Source organism: Ferruginibacter paludis, from assembly GCF_030409685.1.
GTDB lineage: Bacteria > Bacteroidota > Bacteroidia > Chitinophagales > Chitinophagaceae > Ferruginibacter > Ferruginibacter paludis.
In genome coordinates, this window is the sequence record NZ_JAUFQJ010000005.1 from 1 (window position 1) to 25,465 (window position 25,465).

Annotated in this window: 18 protein-coding genes; all 18 read right to left on the reverse strand. The window is 38.9% G+C overall.

What is annotated here, in order from left to right:
- Nucleotides 1–59 precede the first annotated feature (59 nt).
- Nucleotides 60–1,310 carry a glycosyltransferase family 4 protein gene (locus tag QWZ08_RS09375; RefSeq protein WP_290337137.1) on the reverse strand — a complete coding sequence of 417 codons (1,251 nt, stop codon included), beginning with the start codon at nt 1,308–1,310 and terminating at the stop codon, nt 60–62.
- A 138-nt stretch (nt 1,311–1,448) separates the two neighbouring features.
- Nucleotides 1,449–2,624 (reverse strand): glycosyltransferase family 4 protein, encoded by a 1,176-nt coding sequence (locus tag QWZ08_RS09380; protein ID WP_290337138.1) that lies wholly within the window; start codon nt 2,622–2,624, stop codon nt 1,449–1,451.
- An 86-nt stretch (nt 2,625–2,710) separates the two neighbouring features.
- Complete coding sequence (locus tag QWZ08_RS09385; protein WP_290337139.1) at nt 2,711–3,604, reverse strand: glycosyltransferase; 894 nt, start codon at nt 3,602–3,604, stop codon at nt 2,711–2,713.
- Nucleotides 3,605–3,644: 40 nt separating this feature from the next.
- Nucleotides 3,645–4,388, reverse strand: coding sequence for a glycosyltransferase (locus QWZ08_RS09390; RefSeq protein WP_290337140.1), 744 nt, complete (start codon nt 4,386–4,388; stop codon nt 3,645–3,647).
- Nucleotides 4,389–4,847: 459 nt separating this feature from the next.
- Nucleotides 4,848–6,110 (reverse strand): glycosyltransferase family 4 protein, encoded by a 1,263-nt coding sequence (locus QWZ08_RS09395; protein WP_290337141.1) that lies wholly within the window; start codon nt 6,108–6,110, stop codon nt 4,848–4,850.
- Nucleotides 6,111–6,199: 89 nt separating this feature from the next.
- The gene (locus QWZ08_RS09400) at nt 6,200–7,318 is read right to left on the reverse strand and encodes an O-antigen ligase family protein (RefSeq protein WP_290337142.1); all 1,119 of its coding nucleotides are present in this window, start codon (nt 7,316–7,318) and stop codon (nt 6,200–6,202) included.
- Nucleotides 7,319–7,692: 374 nt separating this feature from the next.
- A complete protein-coding gene (locus QWZ08_RS09405; protein ID WP_290337143.1) occupies nt 7,693–9,084 on the reverse strand; it encodes an undecaprenyl-phosphate glucose phosphotransferase in 1,392 nt (463 codons plus the stop codon).
- Nucleotides 9,085–9,166: 82 nt separating this feature from the next.
- Nucleotides 9,167–10,042, reverse strand: coding sequence for a glucosamine inositolphosphorylceramide transferase family protein (locus QWZ08_RS09410; protein WP_290337144.1), 876 nt, complete (start codon nt 10,040–10,042; stop codon nt 9,167–9,169).
- Between the two features lie 59 nt (nt 10,043–10,101).
- The gene (locus QWZ08_RS09415; RefSeq protein WP_290337145.1) at nt 10,102–10,716 is read right to left on the reverse strand and encodes a GNAT family N-acetyltransferase; all 615 of its coding nucleotides are present in this window, start codon (nt 10,714–10,716) and stop codon (nt 10,102–10,104) included.
- Between the two features lie 258 nt (nt 10,717–10,974).
- Nucleotides 10,975–12,123 (reverse strand): glycosyltransferase family 4 protein, encoded by a 1,149-nt coding sequence (locus QWZ08_RS09420; RefSeq protein ID WP_290337146.1) that lies wholly within the window; start codon nt 12,121–12,123, stop codon nt 10,975–10,977.
- 73 nt (nt 12,124–12,196) lie between these two features.
- Nucleotides 12,197–12,715: a transcription termination/antitermination NusG family protein gene (locus QWZ08_RS09425; protein WP_290337147.1), complete on the reverse strand. Its 519-nt coding sequence runs from the start codon at nt 12,713–12,715 to the stop codon at nt 12,197–12,199.
- Nucleotides 12,716–12,824: 109 nt separating this feature from the next.
- The gene (locus QWZ08_RS09430; RefSeq protein WP_290337148.1) at nt 12,825–15,143 is read right to left on the reverse strand and encodes a GumC family protein; all 2,319 of its coding nucleotides are present in this window, start codon (nt 15,141–15,143) and stop codon (nt 12,825–12,827) included.
- Between the two features lie 20 nt (nt 15,144–15,163).
- Nucleotides 15,164–15,955, reverse strand: a complete 792-nt coding sequence (locus QWZ08_RS09435) for a polysaccharide biosynthesis/export family protein (RefSeq protein ID WP_290337149.1) — start codon at nt 15,953–15,955, stop codon at nt 15,164–15,166.
- Between the two features lie 409 nt (nt 15,956–16,364).
- On the reverse strand, nt 16,365–16,826 hold the full coding sequence (locus QWZ08_RS09440) for a DUF3276 family protein (RefSeq protein WP_290337150.1): 462 nt from the start codon (nt 16,824–16,826) through the stop codon (nt 16,365–16,367).
- Between the two features lie 1,102 nt (nt 16,827–17,928).
- The gene (locus tag QWZ08_RS09445; RefSeq protein WP_290337151.1) at nt 17,929–19,752 is read right to left on the reverse strand and encodes an ABC transporter ATP-binding protein; all 1,824 of its coding nucleotides are present in this window, start codon (nt 19,750–19,752) and stop codon (nt 17,929–17,931) included.
- A gap of 369 nt (nt 19,753–20,121) precedes the next feature.
- Nucleotides 20,122–20,865 carry a tyrosine-protein phosphatase gene (locus QWZ08_RS09450; protein WP_290337152.1) on the reverse strand — a complete coding sequence of 248 codons (744 nt, stop codon included), beginning with the start codon at nt 20,863–20,865 and terminating at the stop codon, nt 20,122–20,124.
- Between the two features lie 30 nt (nt 20,866–20,895).
- The gene (locus tag QWZ08_RS09455; protein ID WP_290337153.1) at nt 20,896–21,663 is read right to left on the reverse strand and encodes a glycosyltransferase family 2 protein; all 768 of its coding nucleotides are present in this window, start codon (nt 21,661–21,663) and stop codon (nt 20,896–20,898) included.
- A 2,067-nt stretch (nt 21,664–23,730) separates the two neighbouring features.
- Entirely contained in the window at nt 23,731–25,461 is a 1,731-nt protein-coding gene (locus QWZ08_RS09460) for a carbamoyltransferase family protein (RefSeq protein WP_290337154.1), read from the reverse strand.
- Nucleotides 25,462–25,465 lie beyond the last annotated feature (4 nt).

Below are 25,465 nucleotides of genomic sequence, written 5' to 3' on the forward strand. Positions count from 1 at the left end.
CTTCGCCTAACATCCCGCCGCAACCGGCCAGGTAGATTCTTTTTTTCATTGCTGAGGGTTTATATAAAAAGGTTGTCCAGAACAGCCTGGAGCTTTTTCCAGTGTGTTGTAAAATTTACCATATCCCAGGCGTGCTTTCTGGCCGCTACTCCTAACTCTGCCAACACACTTTCATTATTCCACAAATAGTTCATTTTTTCGCAAAGGTGGGCTGCGTTCTCGGGTTCAAAAAGCAGACCAGTTTTTCCATCAATCACCAGTTCAGGAATGCCACCTATTTCCGCTCCGATTACTGGTTTAGAAAACAAAAAGCTTTCGATTACTGAAAAGGGCAGGTTTTCATAACAGATGGAGGGACACACCACAAACAGAGAATCCATCGTGAGAGAAAATACTTCCGCCTTATTTTTAAAGCCAAGAAATTCAATGTTGGTGCAATCTTTCGCCATAGCTTTTAGCTTAGCTTCTTCTGAACCGGCTCCCACGATCTTCAATCGCATTCCTGTGTCTGCGATTGCTTCAATCAAAGTATGTACTCCTTTAATTTCTTCCAGGCGGCCTACATACAGCACATATTTTTGTTTCGCAACCTGAAGATCATCCTTTTTATTTTCGACGATAAATTCATCGATGATTCCTATGTCGTAGCAGGAATTGGCTACGCAGAATTTTGATTCATTAAAACCGAATTGAACGAATTTTTTCATCAAAAATTCAGAAGGACACAAATAAAAGTCAACGAGGTTATACGTTTTCTTTTTATGGTAATAATAGGCTTCAAAACTGGCAAGACTACTTGCGAGGAAAGATTTTTTTTTGCAAAGATTTACGGCACAATGATAGAAATCGCCGGTTATGCACTTTTCACAGAGTTTTCCATTCGATATGAAACTGTTTTCAGGACAAATGATCTTGAAATCATGCAATGTCCATATTATTTTGATGTTTCGCTTGTGTAACTGTTCTACAATAACCGGGGTAATATAATGATGTATATTATGCAGGTGCGCTACTTTAATATCATTGTGGTCGTTAAAAAAATGATCGAACTTGATTACGGCATCTCTGGAAATAATGGAAGTTCTTAAAACTTTAATGCCGTTGGACAAATTTTTCCTTTTGTTTAACTCTTTAAAATCATACGATTTTACAAAATAGTCATTGTACCCGGAAGGCTCATTTTTTATATTCTGGGTAGAAAAAGGAATTACCTCATGACCATTTTGTTCATATAATTTTTTTAAATTCTCAATATAGGTCCAATCTCCGCCAGTGGCATACCAGGACCAGTTTACGAGCAGTATTTTCATTGATAATAAAAGTTAAGGATAATGAACGGATTAAATATCATTCCGACAATAATTGCCGTGAATTGAAGATTTTTTAATTTAAAAATCATTAAAAGCACTTAAACCATCAGATAATTCACGCGCTTCTTATGTTCACTGTTAGACTGATTCAAAAATGTCAAACAATTTTTTGCTGAGCACGGCATCATCAAAATATTCGAGTGCCGTTTTCCTGGCTTCGGCGCCCAGTTTTTGCCTTAATTCATTTTTATTTTCAATGCATAAAATTAAAGCGTTCACTATCTCGTCTGTAGATTCCGGTGATATTAAAAGGGCATTGCGGTTATTTTCAAGATAAAGCGGAACATCTCCTACATTTGTTGCAATGATGGCTTTACCAGCAGCTAAAAACTCGCCCAATTTAAACGGAAAGCCTGCATTAGCATATAGAGAATTATTCCTGGTCATGCAGCAGATATCACTACTTTTTAATGCTTCGTAATATAGATCGGTAGAAAGAAACCCGCGGTAATCTACCTTTTCATTGTGCTTTACCATGTCAAAAAAAAGTTCCATATCCGGCGCCTGGCCCACTCCCGTAAGTATCAACTTTAAATTGGAATATGTTGTACAAACCTTATCAAACGCCTTAAGCAAATATTCCAACCCATCTTTTGGTGCAAATGATCCCCCGTAGAATATGCTGATGCCGTTCTCCTTCGAAACGGGAGCCTCCGGATTTTCAAATTTTTTTATATCGACTGTAATTGGTATGTTGTAAACAGCTATTTTATTAAGATACATGGCATTCAGCCATTTTTCCAGTGGATTGGAAATGACAACTATTGCATCTCCAAAATGAGGAATTTGTTTAACCAAAAATAGTGCAGTATTATTACGGATTTTGCCGGCAATTCCATGAAAATTTTGCTGGTGCCGGTTATCTTCCACTATATCAAAAATGACTTTGCAGTTTTTAAATTTCGCATACAATATAAACAGTAAGTTTTTTAGATCAGGGTATCCATAATAGTAGATGACATTTTTTGACTGAGACCTTAAGTTTTTCCTGATAAACCGGATGCCCTGCCGGTAGAATTTAATGACAGAAAATAAATTGACAAAAGACGAATAGCCAACATACCGATATTTTATTCCATCAATAGTTCCGTTTTCTCCAATTCTGTCCTTTTCTGAAATATCTATGATGGCAAGATTACTTATAGTGATTTGTTGGCTTTTATACAAAGGCAGCATTAAATTTTTTACCCGCTTTGTACCAGCCATTCCTTCATGAAAAGGAACATCAAGAACTAATACATTTATTTTTTCCATCTATTATATTTAGAATAATGGGTTAGCGATTAAGGCTAAATTATTGTTTAAGCTATATAGCCCCGGGAAATAAGAATGTGTTGAATTCAGGGAATAATTGTAGTATAAGATTTTTTTACAGTTACTACATTGTCCGCCAAGTCAATATAATCAACGGGTTTAAAGTAGTAAACACTGATCAGGTAGTAAAAGAATTTATATTTAAAAAGGTGTTTCAAAATATACTTATACAGTAAGCCATTGAATTTCCAATAGGATGTTTTACTGCCCTGAATAATTGTATCACATTCCTGCATGTATTTTTCCAAGGCGCCCGATTTCTGATCTGCGTGTATCCTGAAGCAACTTGTATAAGTTGTCAATTGAATTAATGTTGCATGTTTTGCGAAATTATGCCAAAGGTAAAAATCCCCTGCATATCTGTAGTTAATATCTATCCCAACTTTTTTTGTAAGGTCTTTTCTCCAAAACATGGTTTCCTGACTGGTAAAAGAATTAAAAAAACCATGATAACCGTTTACAATATACCTGTTTAAATAAATTAATTTCTTTTCAAACTTTTGCACTGCAGAAAATTCATCTATATAACAAACATTTCCCCGAATCCATGAGAATGAAGTATTTGTAAAAGCTGTATGTACAGATTCCAGCGCCCCGGGCAAAAACAGGTCACTTGCATTGAGGTAACAATGGATATCCCCTGTGGCGATTCGTAATCCTTTACTTAGTGCATCATACATGCCAGTATCTTTTTCAGAAATATGTATGATAGAAACACTGTTGCATTGAATAAAGGCACTTTCTTCCTTAATACTTTTTTTATATCTTTCAATAATCAGGTTGGTACTATCTGTTGATTTACCATCCACAACAATATATTCAATATCGAAATTTCCTTTCTGAAGAATAATTGACTGGATGGTTTCCCCAATATATGCTTCGCTGTTATATACCGGTGTTATAATTGATATTGTAGCCATAGTACTTTAAAACTAACAAACCATTTTATTCTGGGCGGGTTTAAACCGCCGGTAGAGAATCAATAAATGCTTTTAATTTTTCTCCCTGGCCCCTGAAATCAAAGTTGGATTTCCCGATAGCTTGACCTTCCCGGCCGATTTGATCCAGTTTTTGCCTGGAAGAAATGAAAGGCAGAATTTTATGATAATAGGATTCCACACTGTAAGCGTCCGCAAGTATGGCTGAAACCCCGTCTGTAAAATAATTCTTTAATTCGCCCACATTGGTGGAAAGCAGGGGGCGACCAGCGGCAGTATATTCGCCAATTTTATGCGGAAACCTGGCAATATCCTGAACGGTATCTCTTAACGGGATTAATAATACATCTGCAGACTTGTAATAGCCGAATAGTTCAGTTTCAGGAATATCACTTTTGATTATAATGTCCTTTCTGAAGCTAACATTTTTAAGAAATTCGTCCAATTTATCCTGGTTTTCCGAATGATCGCCTGAAACAATCAGTAGCAGCGCCCCTTCATATACGCCATTGCTCTTTAGCAATACAAACAGTGAAATTATAAATTCTATCACTTCTTCGTAGTAGATAGTTCCACAGTACATCAGGTAATTTTTCTCCTTGGAAGCAGCAAGTTCGGCTATTTTCGCATAGTCTGAATTGACCGGGATTTTTATCACAGGGGTGAGCGGGCTTAGCAGCGTCAGATGTTCAACAAGATAGTTACTGATCGCAATAACGCCATCGCAAAACCGCCAAAGATAGCGGTCAATTAATCTGTCATTCATTTTTGTGAAAAAAGAATTTCGTCCGGGAATGGATGAAAACATTTCCACATATTGAACAACCAACTTAAAGCGGAAAAGTCTGGAGAGTATGAAATAATAGGGATACTCCAAAAAATACGTGCTATATAATATTGCAGACTGGATTTTTTTCCTTTTCCTGTACAAAAAATACAATTCCCCAATATAACCTGAAAGCTTGTTAAGATTTCTTCCGACAAAGGAAGCTGGCTTTGAATCAAGTAGCGAAGTATTGATATAGACAATATCCTCGAATTGGTAAACCTTCTTATTGGCTGGAAACTGGTGATGACTTATTTTATTTATCACCAAAGGATCTTCTCCGGACAATTTCAACCCCTTAAAGGTTAACATTGTTCGCTGTACAGACGCCCGGCCGTATGGAAAGCCAGAAAATCCCAAATGTATTATGTACATAACGCCGTTTTCATTGTAGCGATTCTATATAATTTCATTTTTTACATCATAATACATTTTATTTATATCTGCAATAATAGTATCGCTGTCATGTCTTTTCACAGCGGTTGCTCTCGCGTTTTTCCCGGCATCCGTTGCTTTATTGTAATTGTGTATCAGATGAACAATAAGGCCAGCTAAGTCATATTTATCGTGTGGATTAAATAAGTAGCCATTCTCACCATTATTGATAAGTGTTTTTATACCTCCCACGGAGGAGGCCAGCACCGGCATTCCCAGTAACATGGCTTCACAGACACTGTTCGGGCTGTTGTCGATATATGAAGGATGAATAAAAAAATGACATTTCTTTAATTGCGTAACGAGCGTATCCGCATTGACAGAGCCGTGAAAGCGAACAGATGGTATCCTGATTTCCGCAGCTAGCGTCTTTTTTATCACCCTATTGAAATTATTGCTTTCAGCTACCCCAAAAATATTCCATTCTATATCATAGTCATCCAGCAAGGCAAGTGCCCTGTAAATTACGTCCAGGCCCTTATAAATATTAGGATTAACAGTTGTCCCGATAACGATTCTTGCTTTCGCTGCTGGTAAACCCGGAGATCTCCACTCCGTTTTAAAAAATTCCGGCCTTAATAATTCCTCACAATGAAAGTAAGTGGCGGTGCTATGTAACAATTGTACATAGTTTCGGTCAAAGTCGGTTCTCCCGCTAAAATATTTCCAGGTTTTGACTATATTTATTTCCCGTTGCACTCTTTTGCTGAAAATATGATATCCATGAAAAAAGGTCAATCCTCTTATAATATTGTTCAAACTGTCTTTGCGCAGTGCCTGCCATTTTGAGACATTCGGTGGGAAATAGACTTCGTAATAAGGCGCGGCAAGTCCTTGTAAATGAAAAATAACCTTTTCGAATTTGTTCTGCAAAATTTTGCCATAACCGTTTTCTGTTCCAAAGACGTGAATCAGATCGGGCTGAAATTCTTTTATAACTTCATCATATATGGGCGATTCAAATTCATCTTCAATCTTAAAAAGTTGCCTGTTGAGAATGCGCTCCAGTCCATTTCTTTTTTTTGACGGAATTCCGTAATAAACAACCTTATCCTTTATGATCTTTTTATACTCATGGCCTTCGTATATAAAACAGATGCCCAATTCATGTTCTCCGGAACCAACTATAATTGTTTCCAAAGCAGATATCCATCCGCATCCCTGGTGGGAATAGCCAAATTCGGCCGCAGCGTTCGACGGCGACGTGGTAAACCACAAAACTTTCATGTATTTATTTTAATGTATATTGAATTATAAAGAAACAGCTCATATTGTCAAGGGCAAAAAGCAATTTGACCCTGGCATTTATTCTCCAGTCAATTTAATCCGACTGCGTCAAAACATTCTGCTATCTCATCGTCCGTTTTGTTTCTGAAACTCTTTTTATAACAGATACCGACACACATCCAGACCAAGATATATTGCAGCAAAAGACGTGGCATCCCATATACACTCATATCCACTAACCAAAGTAATATCATAATACCACAAATCCGTGTAAGTTGGTTCTTTGCTTTAAATAGACCTAAAACACCAGCAGGTAAGAGTGTTAGCCCAAAAAGGATCACATTTATATAGCCTCCGTTTAACACCAGCTGCAGATACCCATTTTCAATAACATCCCTGTTATTTACTGCATCATACACTACACCATCGTCCGTAACCTGGTGGTCAATGGGGCTGTAATAGGTTCCCCTCATTCCGCGCCCGAAAAACATATCTTCTTCCATACTCTTGAAAAAATTATCAAATACGTAGGATCGGGAATCTTCTGCAAGACGGTCATTGAGTTTTTCTGTAAGCGATAAAGGTAATTTATCCGCAGATGAAAGACCAACAATAGCTATCAGGCAAAAGATTGGTATAAATCTTATAAACCTTCCAGCATGCATGTTTCGCAACAAGAAATAAAAGCCAGTAAGTAACAGGACTGCAAAGGATCCCAGGGCATTGCGCCTTGCAAGATAAGTAAACGATAAAAGCCCTATCAACAAAGAAACAAAAGCCACCCAGGTTATTTTGCGGGAAGTATATTTTGAACTTAAGAATAAAAAACCGCAAGTAAAGGCAAACGGCAGTATAAAACCTTCAGCAGTACCCCGCTGAGTTATCAGGAAGCGATCAAGCAAGCTGAACAGAAGAAAGACGACGGCGAGCAAATAAAAAGATCTGATCAAATAAAAAAAAGTGAGATCATCCTTGTTAAAAAATACAATAAGCGGGATAATTAACGGGTAAAATATGTAGTCAATCTGAAAATAATATTTCAGTGCCTGGTAATCAAACTGAATTCCCCGCACGAGAATACTCAGCTGGTAAGCCATAAACAGAAAAAAAATAAATTTGAAATATAAACTTTCAAAAGTAAAATCAGTAAGAAATTTCCTGATATTGGCGATCATTACCACTGCAGCAGCAGCCTGTACAAACGTCATCAGTTTATCGTTTATAATGCCAAATTGAAATTGTATGACTTGTACAAATGAGTAAAATGTAAGTGCAAAAACAAAAACATAAACAGGATTTTGCTTTGATGATATGTGTTTAAAGTAGAACAAACTTATGTTTTATTAATGGCGGTGAAAAGAAGATAACTGTTTGGTATTATTTAATGCCCCGGTGTTGACTTTCATGGATAGGCGGCTACATCCCTGTCTCAACTTAAGTAAGAAAAGGATGGATTTTATATGGCTTCGCCTGTCTAAGTCACATTCGGGGTGCTTAAATCGTTCAATTCCAACTTTGTCCCTTGCTTAAATATTCCATCTGCACCGGCTAAAAACCCGGAGGGAACACTTATTACAACCGGCTAAAAGGCCATTTCATCGCCCTTGAATACCTTATACACCGTCAAAAAAATAATTCTTATATCCAGCCAGATATTCCAGTTCTCCAGATACCACAAATCGTTGTTAACCCTCATTTTAAGCTGTGTTTCATCGGTTATTTCCCCACGATAACCATTTATTTGCGCCCAGCCTGTAATGCCGGGTTTCAAGAATTGGCGAATCATAAACTGGTCAATTATTTTCGAATAGTCATCGGTATGTTTCACCATGTGAGGCCGGGGACCCACCAAACTCATCTCCCCCTTTAATACATTAATGAATTGTGGAAATTCGTCCAGGCTGGTTTTCCTGATAAATCTGCCGATCCTGGTGATTCGCTGGTCATTTTTAGTAGCCTGTTTAAGATCCGAATCTTTGTTAACCTTCATGCTTCTAAACTTAAGGCAGCGAAAGCCCTTGTTGTTTTTGCCAGTGCGAATTTGGGAAAAGAAAATTGGTCCCTTTGACTCGAGATAAATAAGCAGGCCCAAAATTGGCACCAACCAGGAAAGTATAAATACTACAACAAACAGACTTACTGTAATATCAAGAATCCTTTTTTTAATCCTGTTACCTACATCGTCCAGCGGCTCACTTCTCAATGACAATACAGGCATATCCCTTATATAATCAATGTGTACAGGTTTATCTATAAAAACAGAAAAATCAGGCACCACTTTAAAACGGATACATGCCTTTTCTGCCTCTTCAATCATATTATAAACGTACCTGTTTTGTTCGGGCGTTATAGTCGAAAAAATTTCCTGCACGTCCATTTGCTTTGCAATATCAATGGTATTATTTACCGAAGACAGGATGGGATAACGGGTTAGCTCGGTCACATTTTTTGCATCTTCAGTAAAGCCAATCAGCTTGCTGTTAATACCTTCTTCTTCAAAAAACGCCTCCAGCTTTTTAGCCGTTTGGTTATAGCCTATAATCAATACCTTGTTAATAAGGTAGTCTTTCGATTTAAAATGGTAGTATATACCGAGGTATAAGAATCGGTTGAAGATTAAACCGATGGCAAATGATGACAATAATGCAAATAGAAAGTAGCGGGATATCTGAAACTTACGTAAAAAGAAAAGGTAAAAAAGGACGGTAATTACCCAAATAATATAAATTTTCAATGTGCGCTTTGTAAAAGCTTCAAAATTGATTATAATATTGTCTGAATACGATCTGCTTCCAATAGAGATCAAAAGCCACACCAGATTTAACACCGCCCATAATTCAAAATATGCTTTTACATCCTCCGGATATATCACTGCCCTTAATATAAACCTCAGCATAAAGAAAGCAAGATTAAGCACTATCACATCCAAAACTACCAGCGAGAGCTGCAAATAATATCTAAACTGTTTGTTCATTCCGGTGTATAATTACTTTTTGGCATTGACAGGACGAATTTGATTCATTTTTATTTTGTGGATTTATAAAAATATTTAATAGTTAGATTTTTATAACTTTTTTGAACACTTTCTTAAGAAAAAGCCGTGTTTTAGTAAAAGGCATAAATAATAACTTAACGCCATCGATCACAATAATATCTCCCAACACGTTGATTGTATGTAATCCGGCACTGTATTCACTTTTATGGTCGGCCGAAATTTCGCAATGATGCCTCTCTTCGAATTCATCCGGCGTGAGATGTATTATCTCGCTGATCGTTATTGATTTGCCATAATATTTTCCACAATTTTGCGATGGCCGGTATAAAATACCATCAACCACAATAAAATTACCCGCAGGCCTCGTACCATCTAAATTATTGCGGACGGGGTTGAGTGAATGAGGTTTATACTCACCACGCAAGGCATCCGAATAGTAAATGTAGAGTTTATTGTTGTCATCAATGCCATCACCATAATTAGCAAAAAGCCAATAGGTATCTTTTATCTTAACGATCGTTGTATCCAGCAAGGGTAAATCCACCAGTATTTTTCCGTTTACCAACTCATCTTTTAAAAAATCATATTCATAAACAAATACCTTGCCCTGCTGGTGCGACTCTGGAATTACATACGTAATTCCGTTTTCCCTGAATACAAAAGGGTAAGAAAGATGACTGCTGCTTTCCAGTACCTTCTTTTCAGCAATCAAGTTGTATTGATCATCAAGCACCTTGAGACCAATAAATCCATCTCTTTCTACTGAAAAATCCTCAAATAACAAATTAATATTATTATCCTGATTTCTAAAAATAAAAGGGTCTGCAATAAAGTGCAGTCTCTCATCGTGGGCTATCCAGGTAAAATTGCCATCCAGCCGCTTATTTCTTATGACGTCTTCTATGTTAGCCCTGCAAAAACCGATGCCCCATTGCATCACGCTGCATTTTTTTTGAAATATACCAAGTAACCCCATCGGCAAAAATTATCAAAAATTTAAACTGTTCCGGTTAATCCCATTAGTTTACCTATTCTTTTTATTACCCAATAAGGAAATGAATAATAATCCCTGCACTCTTTTATTTGTCCGCCAAACTTAAGCTTGTAATTGTTGATGCCTAAAAGACTTGGGTTTGTTGTATTGGCCGCATAGCCCCCGAAATCAAATATATTATAGCCTTCATCCTTAAATTTCAACAAATTATGCACCAGCAAATATTTGTTTGCCTGCCCTACAAAATTCTTATTCAGGTCGTTTTCAAACCGTTTGTTGGCGGTTTGATAATGCCTTACAATTTTTAACTCCTTATCAACCAAATAACTTTGAGCTGCAATAATATTATTCTCAAATTTGGCAAAACTCAATACCAGATAATCTTTTTTCTCTAATATCCGGTTTTTTGATGTTTGAAATGTTCCCTTTTTTGCAGCGAAATCATTAAAAAATGTGACAAAGGAGTCGATATCGTTACAAATTTCAATTACAACCCCTTCCTCTTCGGCCTTCCTTATTTGTTGCCTGTTAGCTTTTGAAAAATTAGCCAGAATAGTCTGTTTATCATTTTGCAAATCTAATTCTATCGTATGGCTAATCTCAGGTACCGCAAACATTTTTTTCTCGGTCTTCAAATGATATATAACCTTAAATGTAAATAAGTCCCAAAAACCAATATTTCCGTCAAACCAGGACTCTTGAATATTAAGAAAAGATATTTTTTTATAATATTTGATCATTCAGACTTTGCTTTTAATTTCTACTTAATTGGACCTATACTATCTTTTGGTAATGATCAGATGGTAAACGGCATTATTTTCTTTATATTGGATAAATTGTAACATTGCTATTTAAATTATAATAAATAAGTAACATTAATTCCGATGTTTATTATGAAGACTTCTGTAAAACTCAATTGTTCGGTCTGCAACGCTCCCGCAATGGTATACTGAGACAGCAGTTTGCTTCGCAGCCAACTGAATGGTCTGCATAAGTTGATTATTATTATACAATCTTTCCAATATATCGATGGCCATTTCCGGCTGGTTAAGATCAAACAAAAAGCCATTCATTCTATCAGTGATCATTTCGGGTGTTCCCCCGGTAATAGATGACACTACTACCTTCCCTGCGCTCATGGCTTCTGCAATTACCATCGGAAGAGACTCCTGTCTGGAAGAAACCATCAGTATATCGCATTTTACAAGTTCACGCTGAAAGTTTTCCTGGCTTAGCCAGCCATGAAACATGACGTTTTGTTCCAATTGATTGTTGCTTATATAATCCAATACTTCTTTTTTATAATGGTCATCGGTAAAATCCCCCACCACATTTAGAAAATAAAAAATATTTTTGGCTTTCAGGGAACTTAAGGTTTTTAAAAGGAAAATGATATTTTTATTAGCATCAATGCTACCTGCATAAATAATTCGACTGTCTGTTGCTGTTTTTAAAGGCAAATCAAAAAAAACCGGATTCACAGCATTGGGTATGATAGTGACACAACCTTTTTTACTGGCCGGCAACAGGGAATAAGAATAGTTTGAAAGATGGATGATATTTGCAGGGCGCAATAACAACTCTACAAGTCCATTAGAATACCACACCAGTTTTTCCCTTAATCTTTCCTTTTGCCTGGCCTCCTTAAAGGCGATTCCATGTATAGTTACGAGCGCGTGTTTTTTTCTAAGGCCAAACAACCCGGTAAGCAAAATATAACCACTCATCGCAAAGTGCACTACATCGGGATTAAATTCCTTTATGTGCCTCCTTACTACGCGGGATCCATTAAATGCAAAGTTAAATACATGTGGCAGACCACTTTCCGGAATGTAGTAAATTTCGACGTTGGGAGAGAATTGAGTTAAGCTTACCGATGTCATATCCCTGTTGAATGACAGTACCCTTACGGTAACCATTTTTTTTGAAAATCCGGTTAAAAGATTGATTAAGGCTGAATTAACACCACCTTTTATATCGTTTATATTAACCGGTAACCCCGGAATGAGAATTAAGACTTTCATTTATTTTCAGTCTGCCATGTCAGCTGTTATATATCCTGGCGATAACAAACCCACCACCTTAGTTTTATTAATCTCACATTGCAAAACTACTTTTATTTTCTTCCGCCAGTGGATCGATCACCTTAACGGTAGCTGTTTCAATCAACGCCATCAATAAAAAGCCAAGAGACGGAAGCAGCATTTTCACCACCGTATGGCCTGCTGACATGTTATCCTTGTGAGAATAACTCGTTATTTGTGATTGCAATTGAGGGTTAACAGTTGTTTTTTCTATTTTAATTTGATTGTAATCGTTGGCAAACCTTTCCAGGTTGCGGATTTCTTCATCACTTATCTGTGCCGGCCCTCCGAGCCAAAAGAGGAAATTTACCACGTCGCCCGTTTGTTTAACCAATTGCATTTCTGCCTCTGTAATACGCACAAAAACCAATTGTTGAAATAAAGGAACAGCGGTCCACCTTCGTTTAAAACCCGTATTTACACTTAGGTTATTTACCGGACATAAATTTTCTATTTTTTTTCGGCTCAACTGGGAAGAAACCCTTAACTCGCAATTTAATTTTGTGTAAACCGCGTACCAATTTTTTTTCATCTGTAATTTTTTTTAATTAAAAAAAAAGCAGATTTTCAATGGATTAGATACTTAGGTTGTTTAATGAGATATTGGAGTATGACACAGCCAGGGCTTTGCTTGTATTTAATTAGACCCTGGCACTTTTTTTATTATTGTAACTATATACATAATTGTATCCGTAACCATAATTGTTTTTAAAAAATCCCCTGGTATGCACACCGTTAAAGATAATGCCAGGATTTTTTATAGGGTTAATTTCCATATTGCCATCCATTCGCTTAATCAGCATTTTTGGCGTAAATTTATGCCTTACCACAAATAAGGTAGCATCACAAAGGGATGACAACAGGTAGGCATCGGTAATTAGTACAACCGGTGCTGTATCAATAATCACCATATCAAAATCAGCATCCAGGCGGGAGATTAATTGGTTTACTTTACCATTTTCTAATAATTCTGATGCATCCTGTTCCAAACTTCCGGATGAAATATAGTAAAGGTGGTCATTTGAAGGAACGGAGTAAATAATGTTCTCCAGGGAGGCTTTCCCCGCCAGGTATTCGCTTACACCAGTTTGCTGTTTTATATTACATATTTTTCCCAAACCAGGATTGTGCAAATCTAAATCTACTAATATTACCTTTTTGCCGGTTAATGCAATACTGTGGGCGAGGTTTGCGGCAATAAAACTTTTGCCCTCCCCGGAAATATTAGATGTTACAAGTACTTTTTTATGTTGGGCATTAATTCCCAGCGATAAAAGTGACACCCTCACCTTTCTAAATTCTTCAGCAATTACTGTACGTACTCCTTTTTGAACAACCAACCCTTCCTTGGATTTATTATTAGATACTTCTCCAATAACGGGAATTTTCGTCAGGTCTTCTATTTCACTCCGGTACAGAATTTTCGGGCTGAGAGATTCCCTGGCCGTTATAATGGCGATCGGGCAGCCCAGCGCAAGGGCAAAAGCGATGGCATATATCATCAGCCTATTGGGGCTAACCGGGGAGTTGGATGCCATCGCATAGTTAACGACCTTGCTATCTGGTATATTTGAATTGAAGGAAAGCTGGCTTTCTTCTCTTTTTTGCAAAAGGAAGGCATATATGCCATTTTTTATATTCTGATCTCTTGTAATTTCTACCAACTGACGTTCTTTTTGAGGGATTGCTGATAATACTGCATTATCTGACCCCCTTGCCGCATACAAATTCTCCCTGCTTTTCTCCAGGCTTCTTTGCTGACTTTCAATATTACTTAAGATGGTAGGCTTTATCTGGTTAATTTGCTCTTTAACTGATAACAAAACAGGGTTATTTTCAGCTACAGTCGTTTTAAGATTTTCATACTCCGACTGTAGAGCACTTAACTTGTTTACCTGGTTAATTAATGCCGGATCGGTAACTCCCAGGGTAGAAGGCAATACCCCTGTATTTCCCGGCGTGGTGGCTGATTTTTTTAACTGGTTCATTATATCAGCCTGCATATTCAAATCGCTGATCCTTCTATCGTTGGCACTCACATTATCCAGATAAAGCTGCCCCTGCCTGCTAATGTCGACTGCTCCTTTTCCTGCTTTATACCGTTGCAGTTTTGATTCGATAGAGTCAAGATCTTGTGAAACAATATTTAACCTCTCTTCAATACTCACCAGTGCATTTTTTGCCAGGTTATTTTTTTCCCTTAGCGCAGCCTCTCCATACGAAATCAGCAGCCCGTTTAACACATCTTCGGCCAGCGTTGGAGATTCTTCGCGGTAGCTTAAATTGATAACGCTGGACTGTTTGCTGGACGCTGCCACCTTCAAATTGCCCAGCAGCCAGGCGGCCATATTTTCCACCGGAATAAGAGAAAAATAGTAGGGCTTATTATTGGGTGCAGATGGAATGTATTTTGAATTATGGACAAATTTCAATGTGCCATAGGGCGTTTTAAGCCATTCATTGATTGAACCTTTGAATGTTTTATTCAGTAAAACTGTGCCCTGGGCTTCATCAATATCAAGGCTTATTTTCTTTGCCGGAACAAGAGAGTCCGGATTGCTTACCTCTATCTGCAAAGGTGAAACCTGGTAAGCAGAAATGGTTTTGATCTTTCCTTCCTGAGAAACGGGCGCATATAAATGGAGTTTCTTAACCACGTCGCTCATTAACGACCTGGATTGCAATACCTCAATTTCATTTTCAATAATCTTATTGGAATTTACCAGGTTAAGAGATTGCACCAGCCTTGAATCATCTGCTCCCTTTCTTTCATCCTTTATAATGATGGTTGCATAGGCTTCGTACTTGGGATTAGTATACCGCAGGTATAAAAATGCGCCCACAGCCGACAGAATGAAAAAGATAAGAAAAAGCGGCCAGTAGGGCACGTACGACAATAACGACAGAATAATGGAATTATCCTGTTTTGATGCCGCGGGTTTATGTTGTTTTTGTTGCATTATAAGTGATCCGGCTATTATTATTTTTTTATCAATTGAATAGTTATTAAAACTACCGATAAGGCAGACAGCAAAGTTGGTAAGGACTGCCTGAAAGAACTGGAAAGTGCCACCTTATCCTTATTTGCTTCTACGTAAACCAAATCGTTGGGTTGCAGGTAATAATAGGGAGAGGTAAGAAAACTGGCTTCGTTTAAATTAACGCGTTTAACTACCCGCTTTCCACTTATTTCTCTTATCAGCAGCACATTGTCTTTTTTTCCAAAAATGGTAATATCACCCGCTAAGCCAATAGCCTTTAAAAGCGATATTTTTTCACTCGGTACATTTATCACGGCTGGCTTACCAACTTCACCCAATACAGTTACTTCATAATTTAAATGCCTGATGTTTACAATAGGGTCCAAGAGCAATTTCTGATTAGTCAGCATATCTATAATTATATTTTTCACCTCATTGCTGGTCCGTCCTGCAACTTTTATTGCTCCCAGGCCCGGTACCTGGATATATCCTTCTGAGTTAACCAAATACCCGGCCCCACTCTGGCCATTGGTGCTGGTTATTGTGCTGCTGTTAAAAGAACTGTTGGGCAAATTAAATAAAGCAGATGCCTTTTCATTGGGACTGGTAATAGTAATGCTCAGGATATCATTTTTTTGAATGATTGGCATTATTGTATCCGACAAATTAGGAACAATAACAGCATCCTGGGCGTTATTGAAATAAGTTGTCTTCTTTGTATTGGTACAGGCTACCATAAAAAGCATAGAACCAGCCAGCAGCCAAAAGTTTACATATTTTCTGTACATCATTTTTTATTATTATTTCCAAACGAAATAAGTATCATTTTATTGGGAACGCCAACCAACTCTCAATATTACATATGGCTCATCATAACCATTAATGGGGATATTCGTAGGAATCAGGGTAACACATGAAGCAATGCGGTAGTAACCGGTCTTTAGGTAAGATTTGGATCAGAGTGTAATTAAGTAAGTGTCCATTACTATTGGTCAAAAATAGTAATAATTGATCAACATTCCAAAAACGCCCTATTTATTAATTGTTACCGAATGTTTTAGCCGTACCACAATTATAAGTCGTACAGGGTTCATAAAAAACCGGACCGGTTCCTTATGAACATTCCCAATTACTACTTATGCCAGCGCATTAGCCAACATCGTACCAGAAGTTAAAATAACTATATAGAAGCGTATAATATTACCATTTGTCCACTTCTTCCGTACTGCCATTATCAAGCGGAGGCTGTTCTGTTACCGGGGCTGTCACAGCAACTGGTTCACTGTCTGTAACTGCAAGGGGCGCTGCTGTCGTGGCGGGTTCATTTTCAGCAGCAAAGGTGGAAGGTTGTCCATCCTCCCCTTCGTAAGGTGTATCATGATTAAAGGCATCAAAGTCAAAATCAGGCATCAACTCTGTTTTTACATGGTCAATGGCTTCTGCTAACCCTTTAATAAATTTATTGAAGTCTTCTTTGTAAAGAAAAATTTTATGCCTGTCATACCCGTCGGAGTCAAAACGTTTGCGGCTTTCTGTAATAGTGAGATAATAGTCACTTCCCCTGGTTTCTCTAACATCAAAAAAATAGGTTCTTCTTTTGCCAGCCCTGATACGTTTGCTATAAACGCTTTCCATTTTTTTGTCATTGTTGTCGTACGCCACAGTTATAAAATTTTTTATTAAAAGATGTTACAAAATAATCAGATACTCAGCAAAGATAAAATTGTTTTCCAAATAGCAAAATAAACCTGCAAAAGGGCATTTATATATTGTTGCCTTATAGTAAGTGAAGCTATTCACAAAGGCTTTCGTTTATATGTTGGTCGTAACAAGTTTAAAGCTGAATTACCAAAACTGCAATCACCACACACAAAACTTCAACAAAGCTATACGGCAGCAAGGGAAAATCGGTTCGCCATCATTTAATTGTTGAAATTAAACACGAATGCTGTTACTGCACGTTGGCCTTAACGACCTGACAGTAGAATTATCAAAGCTGAATTTACCATGTACAAAAGTTTAATAAAACTGCCCGGCAGCAACGGGCTGTATTCGTTGCTGCCTTGACTTTTTTTTGTTAGTTTTTTTGTGTTCAAGACAAAAAAAGTAACAAAGAATCATTGATCAAATAAAACACCTGCGATCCCAATATCCAATCTATACAAATCAAAAAAACTAAAAAAACAGCTTCTGGATTACGCTAATAATAATAAGACTTTTATTTATACTTCGGCCGTAACAATCCTAACAGTAGAATTACCAAAGCTGAAATTACCATGCACAAAAGTTCAACAAAGCTACCCGGCAGCAACGGGCTGTATTCGTTGCTGACCTGACTTTTTTTTGTTACTTTTTTTGTGTTCAAGACAAAAAAAGTAACAAAGAATCATTGATCAAATAAAAGACCTGCGATCCCAATATCCAATCTATACAAATCAAAAAAACTAAAAAAAATAGCTTCTGGATTACACTAATAATAAGACTTTTATTTATACTTCGGCCATAACAATCCTAACAGTAGAATTACCAAAGCTGAAATTACCATGCACAAAAGTTCAACAAGGCTACCCGGCAGCAACGGGCTGTATTCGTTGCTGCCTTGACTTTTTTTGTTACTTTTTTTGTGTTCAAGACAAAAAAAGTAACAAAGAATCATTGATCAAATAAAAGACCTGCGATCAGAACACTCATTTTTGACAAAAGGATACAGACGTTACTTCATAAAAGGTGCTGCGATCTAAATACACCATGCTGTATAAACGCATCAATGATGTGCCTGTTGCTGTTGCCGGGCGTACATTTCTGCATAGTAGCCTTTCTGCTGCAGCAAGGTTTCATGCTTTCCCTGCTCTACAATCCTGCCATCATCCAATACAATGATTGTATCAAAATCAAAGAGCGAAAAAATACGGTGCGTAATAATAATAGCCGTTTTATCCTGGAGGTAGACGTTCAGGTTGTTGAGCACCGCTTTTTCTGTTTTAGCATCTACGGCACTGAGGCAGTCATCAAAAATCACAATGGACGGATCTTTAATAAGTGCCCTTGCGATGGATATCCGTTGTTTTTGCCCGCCGCTCAGGGTTACACCCCGCTCCCCTATCATGGTTTGGTATCCCGCCGGAAACTGTTCTATTTCTGTTGCAATATGTGCCTGCCGGGCTGCCTGTACAACCTGCTGATTTGTTGCAGCCGCTACACCAAAACCGATATTGTTTTCGATGGTTTCACTGAACAAAAAAACATCCTGCGGCACATAACTGATATTGCTGCGCAGGTAGGCTGTATCTATCCGGGATATTGGTACACCGCCATAGGTAATCAGGCCACTGTCGGCGTCGTACATACGCAGCAGCAATTGTGCTACAGTTGATTTGCCCGAACCTGTTTTACCAATGATGGCAATTTTTTCTCCGGCATTGATGTGCAGGGAAAAATCTTTTAACGCCTGTATGCCCGTGTGCTGGTAAGTGAAATTTACCTTGTCCAGCAGGATGGATGTATTCAGTGGAGGCCGGGCTGCATTGCCAGGTAATTGTATATCAGCCTTCGTGTCTAAAAATTCGTTGATGCGCTTTTGGGATGCGGCTGCCCGTTGCGTCATACTGGCCGTCCAGCCGATGGCGCTTACGGGGAAAGTAAGCATCTGTATGTACATCACAAATTCGGCGATGGTACCAACCGTGTTATGTGCAGGATCTTTTATTACATCCAGCGCCCCTACCAGGATAGTGATCAACGTACTCACGCCAATCAGCAACGCCATACTCGGAAAATAGATGGCTTCCGTTTTGGCCAGGCTGAGTGCATTTTTTTTATATGCTTCACTGTTTTGGGCAAAGAAACCCAGCATGGCTTTTTCCTGTACAAATGATTTAATCACCCTGATGCCGCTGTAAGACTCCTGAGCATTGGTAGTAAGGTCGCTTAACAGCGCCTGTATCCGTTCGCTCTTTTTATGGATGATGGTATTTACAAAATAAATAGTAATGGCCAGTATCGGCAGTGGCGAAAGTGCCACCAGCGTTAATTTAGGGCTTGATTTCAGCATAAAAAAAATACTGAACCCCAGCACCGCTGCCAGGTTAATAAAATACATAATGGCCGGGCCTACATACATTCTCACCCTGCTTACGTCTTCAGATATACGGTTCATCAGGTCGCCCGTACTGTGGGTTTTATAAAAACTGCTGTCCAGTTGCTGATAATGGGTAAACACCTGGTTCTTCTGGTCATACTCAATCAGCCTGCTCATTACGATGATGGTTTGCCGCATAAAAAACATAAACACACCACTGATGATGGCCATAACCAGTAAGGTGATACCGCACCATAAAAATTGCTGCCCAAAACTCTTTGTATCAAGAATAGCAATGATTTTATATACAATGAAATCGTATTTTTTTTGCTCCCCGGCAAGACGGGCCGCCTCACCGCCCGCTTTTTGCACTACCGTATTTACCACATACCCGGTAAGCTGGGGGGCGAGTATTTTAAAATAGTTACTGAGGATAATAAACAAGATGCCCAATAGTAGCCGCACACGGTATTTCCAAAAATACGGATTAAGAGATGCCAGGTATTTCATTGTGTAAAATTAATGCAAAAGGGCTGGAAAATTGTGAGTGGTGAATAGTCAATGGTCAATGGTCAATAGTCAATGGTCAATGGTGAGTCAATGTTGTTTATTTAAGCTTCGTCTCGTGTCTAATCAACCGCCGTGGGTGTGAACGCAGCCCGTCAGGGGTTGAAAGCCCTGGCGGCGGCTTCGTTAAGTAAATGACATTGGCTAGTGGCCAACGGACTATTGCCTATTGCCTATTGACTATTGCCTATTGACTATTGCCTATTGACTATTGCCTATTGCCCATTGCCCATTGCCTATTGCCTATTGACTATTGACTATTGCCTATTGACTATTGACTATTGCCCATTGCCCATTGCCTATTGCCTGCCCTCATATCTCTGCCAGGTTATTCCACTTCTTTTTACCCAGCAGTTCATTCAGTGTTTGCAGGTTCTTTTTGTCTTTCAGCATATCCAGGTGACGTGTATGGTGCATATCAGTCCCTACCAGGTCGGCCAGGTTATTTTCAACAAGGTACCTGGCTGCTTTAGCCACCGGTTTGCCGTAATACCCGGTTAGGGACAGGAGGTTCACCTGTAATAAAAAGCCAATGTCTTTTAGCGTGCCGTAAGCACTATAATCATCATGGTAAAAATGATACCGCTCCGGATGCGCCATAATGGGGCGATAGCCCGAGGTAACAATTTCAAAGGCAATACGGTGAACGTTGGGTGATGGCGATGCAAAAGGCTGCTCGGTTAAAATAATATTGTTGTATATGGTGAGCAGCGGTGCCGGGCCTTTTAACAACTGCACAAAATAATCATCCAGCATGTATTCGGCCGCAGCGGTTATTTTTATATCCATGCTGTTGTGGGCACAGGCGTCAGTCAATTGTGCAAGCGCATTGTGAATCGTGTCAGGCGTATTGCGGTATAAATCGCAAATAACGTGCGGCGTCGCCACCGTTTCCCTGATGCCCAGCTCATAAATACCCCTTACCAGTTGCAGCGATGTATTGATATCCGGAGATCCGTCATCAATGCCCGGCAGAATATGGGAATGGATGTCTGTTGTAAAAGGCAGCGTGTCGTAAACAGTACGCTTATTGGCAGACTTAAAAAAATCGAACATAGTATAGAAAGAGAATCAGAAAAACCGTGACTAAATATTTTTACGAAAAAAAGTATAATAATACTGATGCAGTTTAATGATCGGTTTTAAAATGGATGCTGCTAAAGGAAAAGGTATTTTATTTTTTTTCATGGCCAGGTAATCCCGCCTGTTGGCCCTCAGCCTGATGGCAAGGGTTTTATTGCTTTGCCCGCCGCTCCGCATCTTTACAATCAGTTTGGGCAGGTACCGGGCATTGATACGAAACCGGTACAGGTACCGGGCCATAAATTCATAATCTGCCGCCGTATAATAATGCGATTCGTATCCCCCAAGTTCTGCAATCAGGCTGGTTCGTACATAAAAAGTGGGATGTGCCGGCATCCAGCCGTAGTTAAACCGGTATCGTTTGTAGCTAAACCCTTTCCAGTACCGCAGCACGCGGGAGGTGTTCTTTTTTTCTACATATACCAGGTCACCGTATACCGCATCCACGTGCTGATCAGTAAAACAATGAACAATATCACTGATCACGTCAGGCGCCGCCAGTTTGTCGTCACTGTTGAGAATACCAATGATACCACCTGTAGCCATTGTAATACCCTTGTTGATGGCATCATACATACCATTGTCTTTTTCAGAAACCCATTGCGCAATGTGGCCATTGTATTTCCGGATAATTTCCAGTGTGCCATCGGTTGAAGCTGCATCTACAATAATATGTTCAATGTCGGGATGTGTTTGTGCTATGACAGAATTGATACATTCTTCCAGGTAGTTTTCAGAATTATACGTTACTGTAAGCAGTGTGACTTTCATTGCAGATTTACCCTCTTTAATAAGAGATAAATTTTAATTTGTCACCAAATTTAAACAATAGGCAGAGAAAACATTTATTTATCGATACAAATATTTAAAGCAATATAACATGCATGTTAGCGAAGTATGGGAAGAGATGCTGAATAGTCCATGAGATGAAATTGTATAAGTGCGACGTGCAGAACATTGCATCATTCAAATAATAATTTCAGCTTTAGCTAAAAACCATATTTCTTTCTTTTACAAGGGCAGTGATTGTATTTCACAGACCTGCATGACAACTGTCCATAATGGAATTTTTACAAATTCTGCAGGGTTTCAACTGGCGTTGCAACCTCATCCGCCCTCCGGGCACCTTCTCCTGAAGGAGAAGGACGATTTGCAGCTTATTAGTTTATCAACCGCGTTTGATTGGGATGGCTTCGCTTCCCAGGAGCCGATTTTTTCCTCCTGGCACTTCTACCAATAAATCAGCAAGAGTTTATTTACACTCCATCTGTAACAATGCTAAGATTAGAATTACCAAAGCTCAAACTACCATGCAAAAAAGTTAACAAAGTTATCCGGCAACAACGGGTTGTATTCGTTGCTGCCTTGACTTTTTTTGTTTCTTTTTTTGTGTCAAGAAAAAAAAGGAAAGAGTAGTCTGCAATTAAATAAAAGAGTTGCTGACCTGAACACAATGCATAAAACTGAAATAATAAACAGAAAACAGTTATCTATATACGGGCTGTAACAATCCTAACAATAGAATTACCAAAGCTGAAATCACCATGCATTAAAGTTCAACAAAGCTACACTGCAGCAACGGGCTGTATTTGTTGCTGCCCTGACTTTCTTTTGTTATCTTTTTTGTGTCAAGATAAAAAAAGGAAAGAGTAAACATTGATTAAAAAGATATCGACCTAACTGTCTATTTTCTACAAATCAAAAAATATAAACCATTCAGAAAATATTTCGGCAATCTCAGCAATTAGGCGGATAAAATGTGCTCCGGCAGATCACGCCGATAAACGCAGATAAGAATAAGACTGTTGTTAATACTTCGGCTGTAACAAAACTAAGAGTAGAATTACCAAAGCCGAAACTACCATGCAAAAAAGTTCAACAAAGCTACACGGCAGCAACGGGCCGTATTCGTTGCTGCCTTGACTTTTTTTTGTTACCTTTTTTTGTGTCAAGACAAAAAAAGTAAAGAGTAGTCTGCAATTAAAGAAAAGAGTTGCTGACCTGAACACAATGCATAAAACTGAAATAATAAACAGAAAGACGGTTATCAATACTGGTACTGTAACAAACCTAAGAGTAGAATTACAAAAGCCGAAACTATCATGCACAAGAGCTCAACAAAGCTACACGGCAGCAACGGGCCGTATTCGTTGCTGCCTTGACTTTTTTTTGTTACTTTTTTTGTGTCAAGACAAAAAAAGGAAAGAGTAGTCTGCAATTAAAGAAAAGAGTTGCTGACCTGAACACAATGCATAAAACTGAAATAATAAACAGAAAACAGTTATCTATATACGGGCTGTAACAATCCTAACAATAGAATTACCAAAGCTGAAATCACCATGCATAAAAGTTCAATAAAGCTACACGGCAGTAACGGGCTGTATTCCTTGCTGCCTTGACTTTTTTTTGTTACTTTTTTTGTGTCAAGACAAAAAAAGTAAAGAGTAGTCTGCAATTAAAGAAAAGAGTTGCTGACCTGAACACAATGCATAAAACTGAAATAATAAAGACGGTTATCAATACTGGGGATGTAACAAAACTAAGAGTAGAATTACCAAAGCCGAAACTACCATGCAAAAAAGTTCAACAAAGCTATACGGCAGCAACGGGCTGTATTCGTTGCTGCCTTGACTTTTTTTTGTTACTTTTTTTGTCTCCAAGACAAAAAAAGTAAAGAAGAGACTCCGATTGAATAAAAGAAATGCCGACCTAAATACAACAAGCTGTATGGAAGTTAATCAATTAAATACTTAATGCCGGCCCTTACACAATTGTAAAGCATGCCACAGAAAGAAAAAAGCCAACCCAAATAACAGGAATGCTTCAGTAACGATGTTTCTACCGGGAAGAAACAATAATATTCTCCATCACCAGCATATCCATACTGGTTCTAAGATAACAATTCAACGCCTCTTCCGGTTGATTCACAATCGGTTCGTTTTCGTTAAAAGAAGTATTCAATAAAATGGGGATGCCCGTTTTTTGCCGGAAGGCTTCAATGAGGGCGTAATAGCGGGGACTGATATTTTTATCTACTGTTTGCAATCTGCCGGTACCATCCGCATGCGTAACGGCAGGGATCAGCGGTTGTTTGTCTGCCTTTATCCGGAACACTTTTTCCATAAAAGGCACTTCTTCTGTGCGTTCAAAAAAATCAGCAACGTACTCTTTTAAAATGGAGGGTGCAAAGGGGCGAAAACTTTCCCTGCGTTTTATTTTGGTATTCAGTATCGCTTTGGCGTCGGCCCTGCGGGGGTCCGCAATAATTGACCGTCCTCCAAGCGCCCTGGGCCCGAATTCTGCCCGGCCGCTAAACCACCCCACTACCCCGCCGTTTACCAGGCAGTTGGTGATGGTGTCATAGAGGTCAGCATCATAGTATTCTGTAAAAGCAATCCCCCTGCCGGTTAATAATTGTTTAATCTGTTCGTTGGTAAAATGGCTGCCGGTGTAGGCACTCATGATGGCGGGTTGCCGGGACATTTTTTCCAGCTGGTGCTGTACATACAAGGCAGCACCCATCGAAATACCGGCATCATGACCTGCCGAAGGAATATAGACGTTTTTGAAACCGGTATTGCTGGTAATCTTGCCGTTGGCCACACTGTTCTGCGCAACGCCACCTGCAATACACACGTTCTCCAAACCAGTCTTTTTGTGCAGGCTCTCCAGGATATGAAAAATTACTGTTTCGGTGGTCCGTTGTACTGAAGCAGCCAGGTCTTTATGATATTGTGTCAGCGGCTCCTCTGGCTTCCGGGGCGCACCAAACAAAGCCACCATTTTTTCGCTGTACATGGAGGCTACCACCGGCACGTTATTATCTCCATAACTAATCACGCCCTGCACTGCGCTCCTGAAATAACTAAGGTCCAGTTTAAACAAACCATCGGTTGTGAGCTGAATTACTTTTTTTAATTGCTCCGTGTGTACCGGTTGTCCATAAGGCGCCATACCCATTACCTTATACTCATCACCATAGTGCGGAAAGCCGAGCAGTTGCGTAAACGCAGTATAAAAAATACCCAGTGAATGCGGAAAGTCTACTGAATCCAATATGGTGATATCATTGCCATTACCAGTGCCAATCATGGTGGTGGTAAAATCGCCGGATCCATCAATGCTGCAGCAGGCTGCTTTATCAAAGGGCGATGCAAAAAAAGCGGAGGCAATATGACTGCGGTGATGCTCTACCTGCCTGATCTTACCGGTAAAAAACGCTTTCGGCTTGCCCGAAATAAGGGCCAGTTCCGTTTCAATGGAAGCTACTTTTTTGCTGTTGGCAAGTCGGTCTTTTATCACACCAACACTGCCAGACGGATTAGATGCCAGGTAAAATAGCTTCTTAAAAAACTTGGCTTTCGGGTCACGGCCGATGGCAAAATAATTAACCTGGTCGAACCAGATGCCTGCTTCCTGTAAACAAAATTGTATAGATAATGCCGGAAACCCGGCCCAGTGTTTTACTCTTGTAAACCGCTCTTCCTCGATGGCTGCAATCAGTTGGCCGTTTACAAAAATGGCCGCAGATGCATCCGCATGATAAGCGTTGATTCCGATAATGATCATTGAT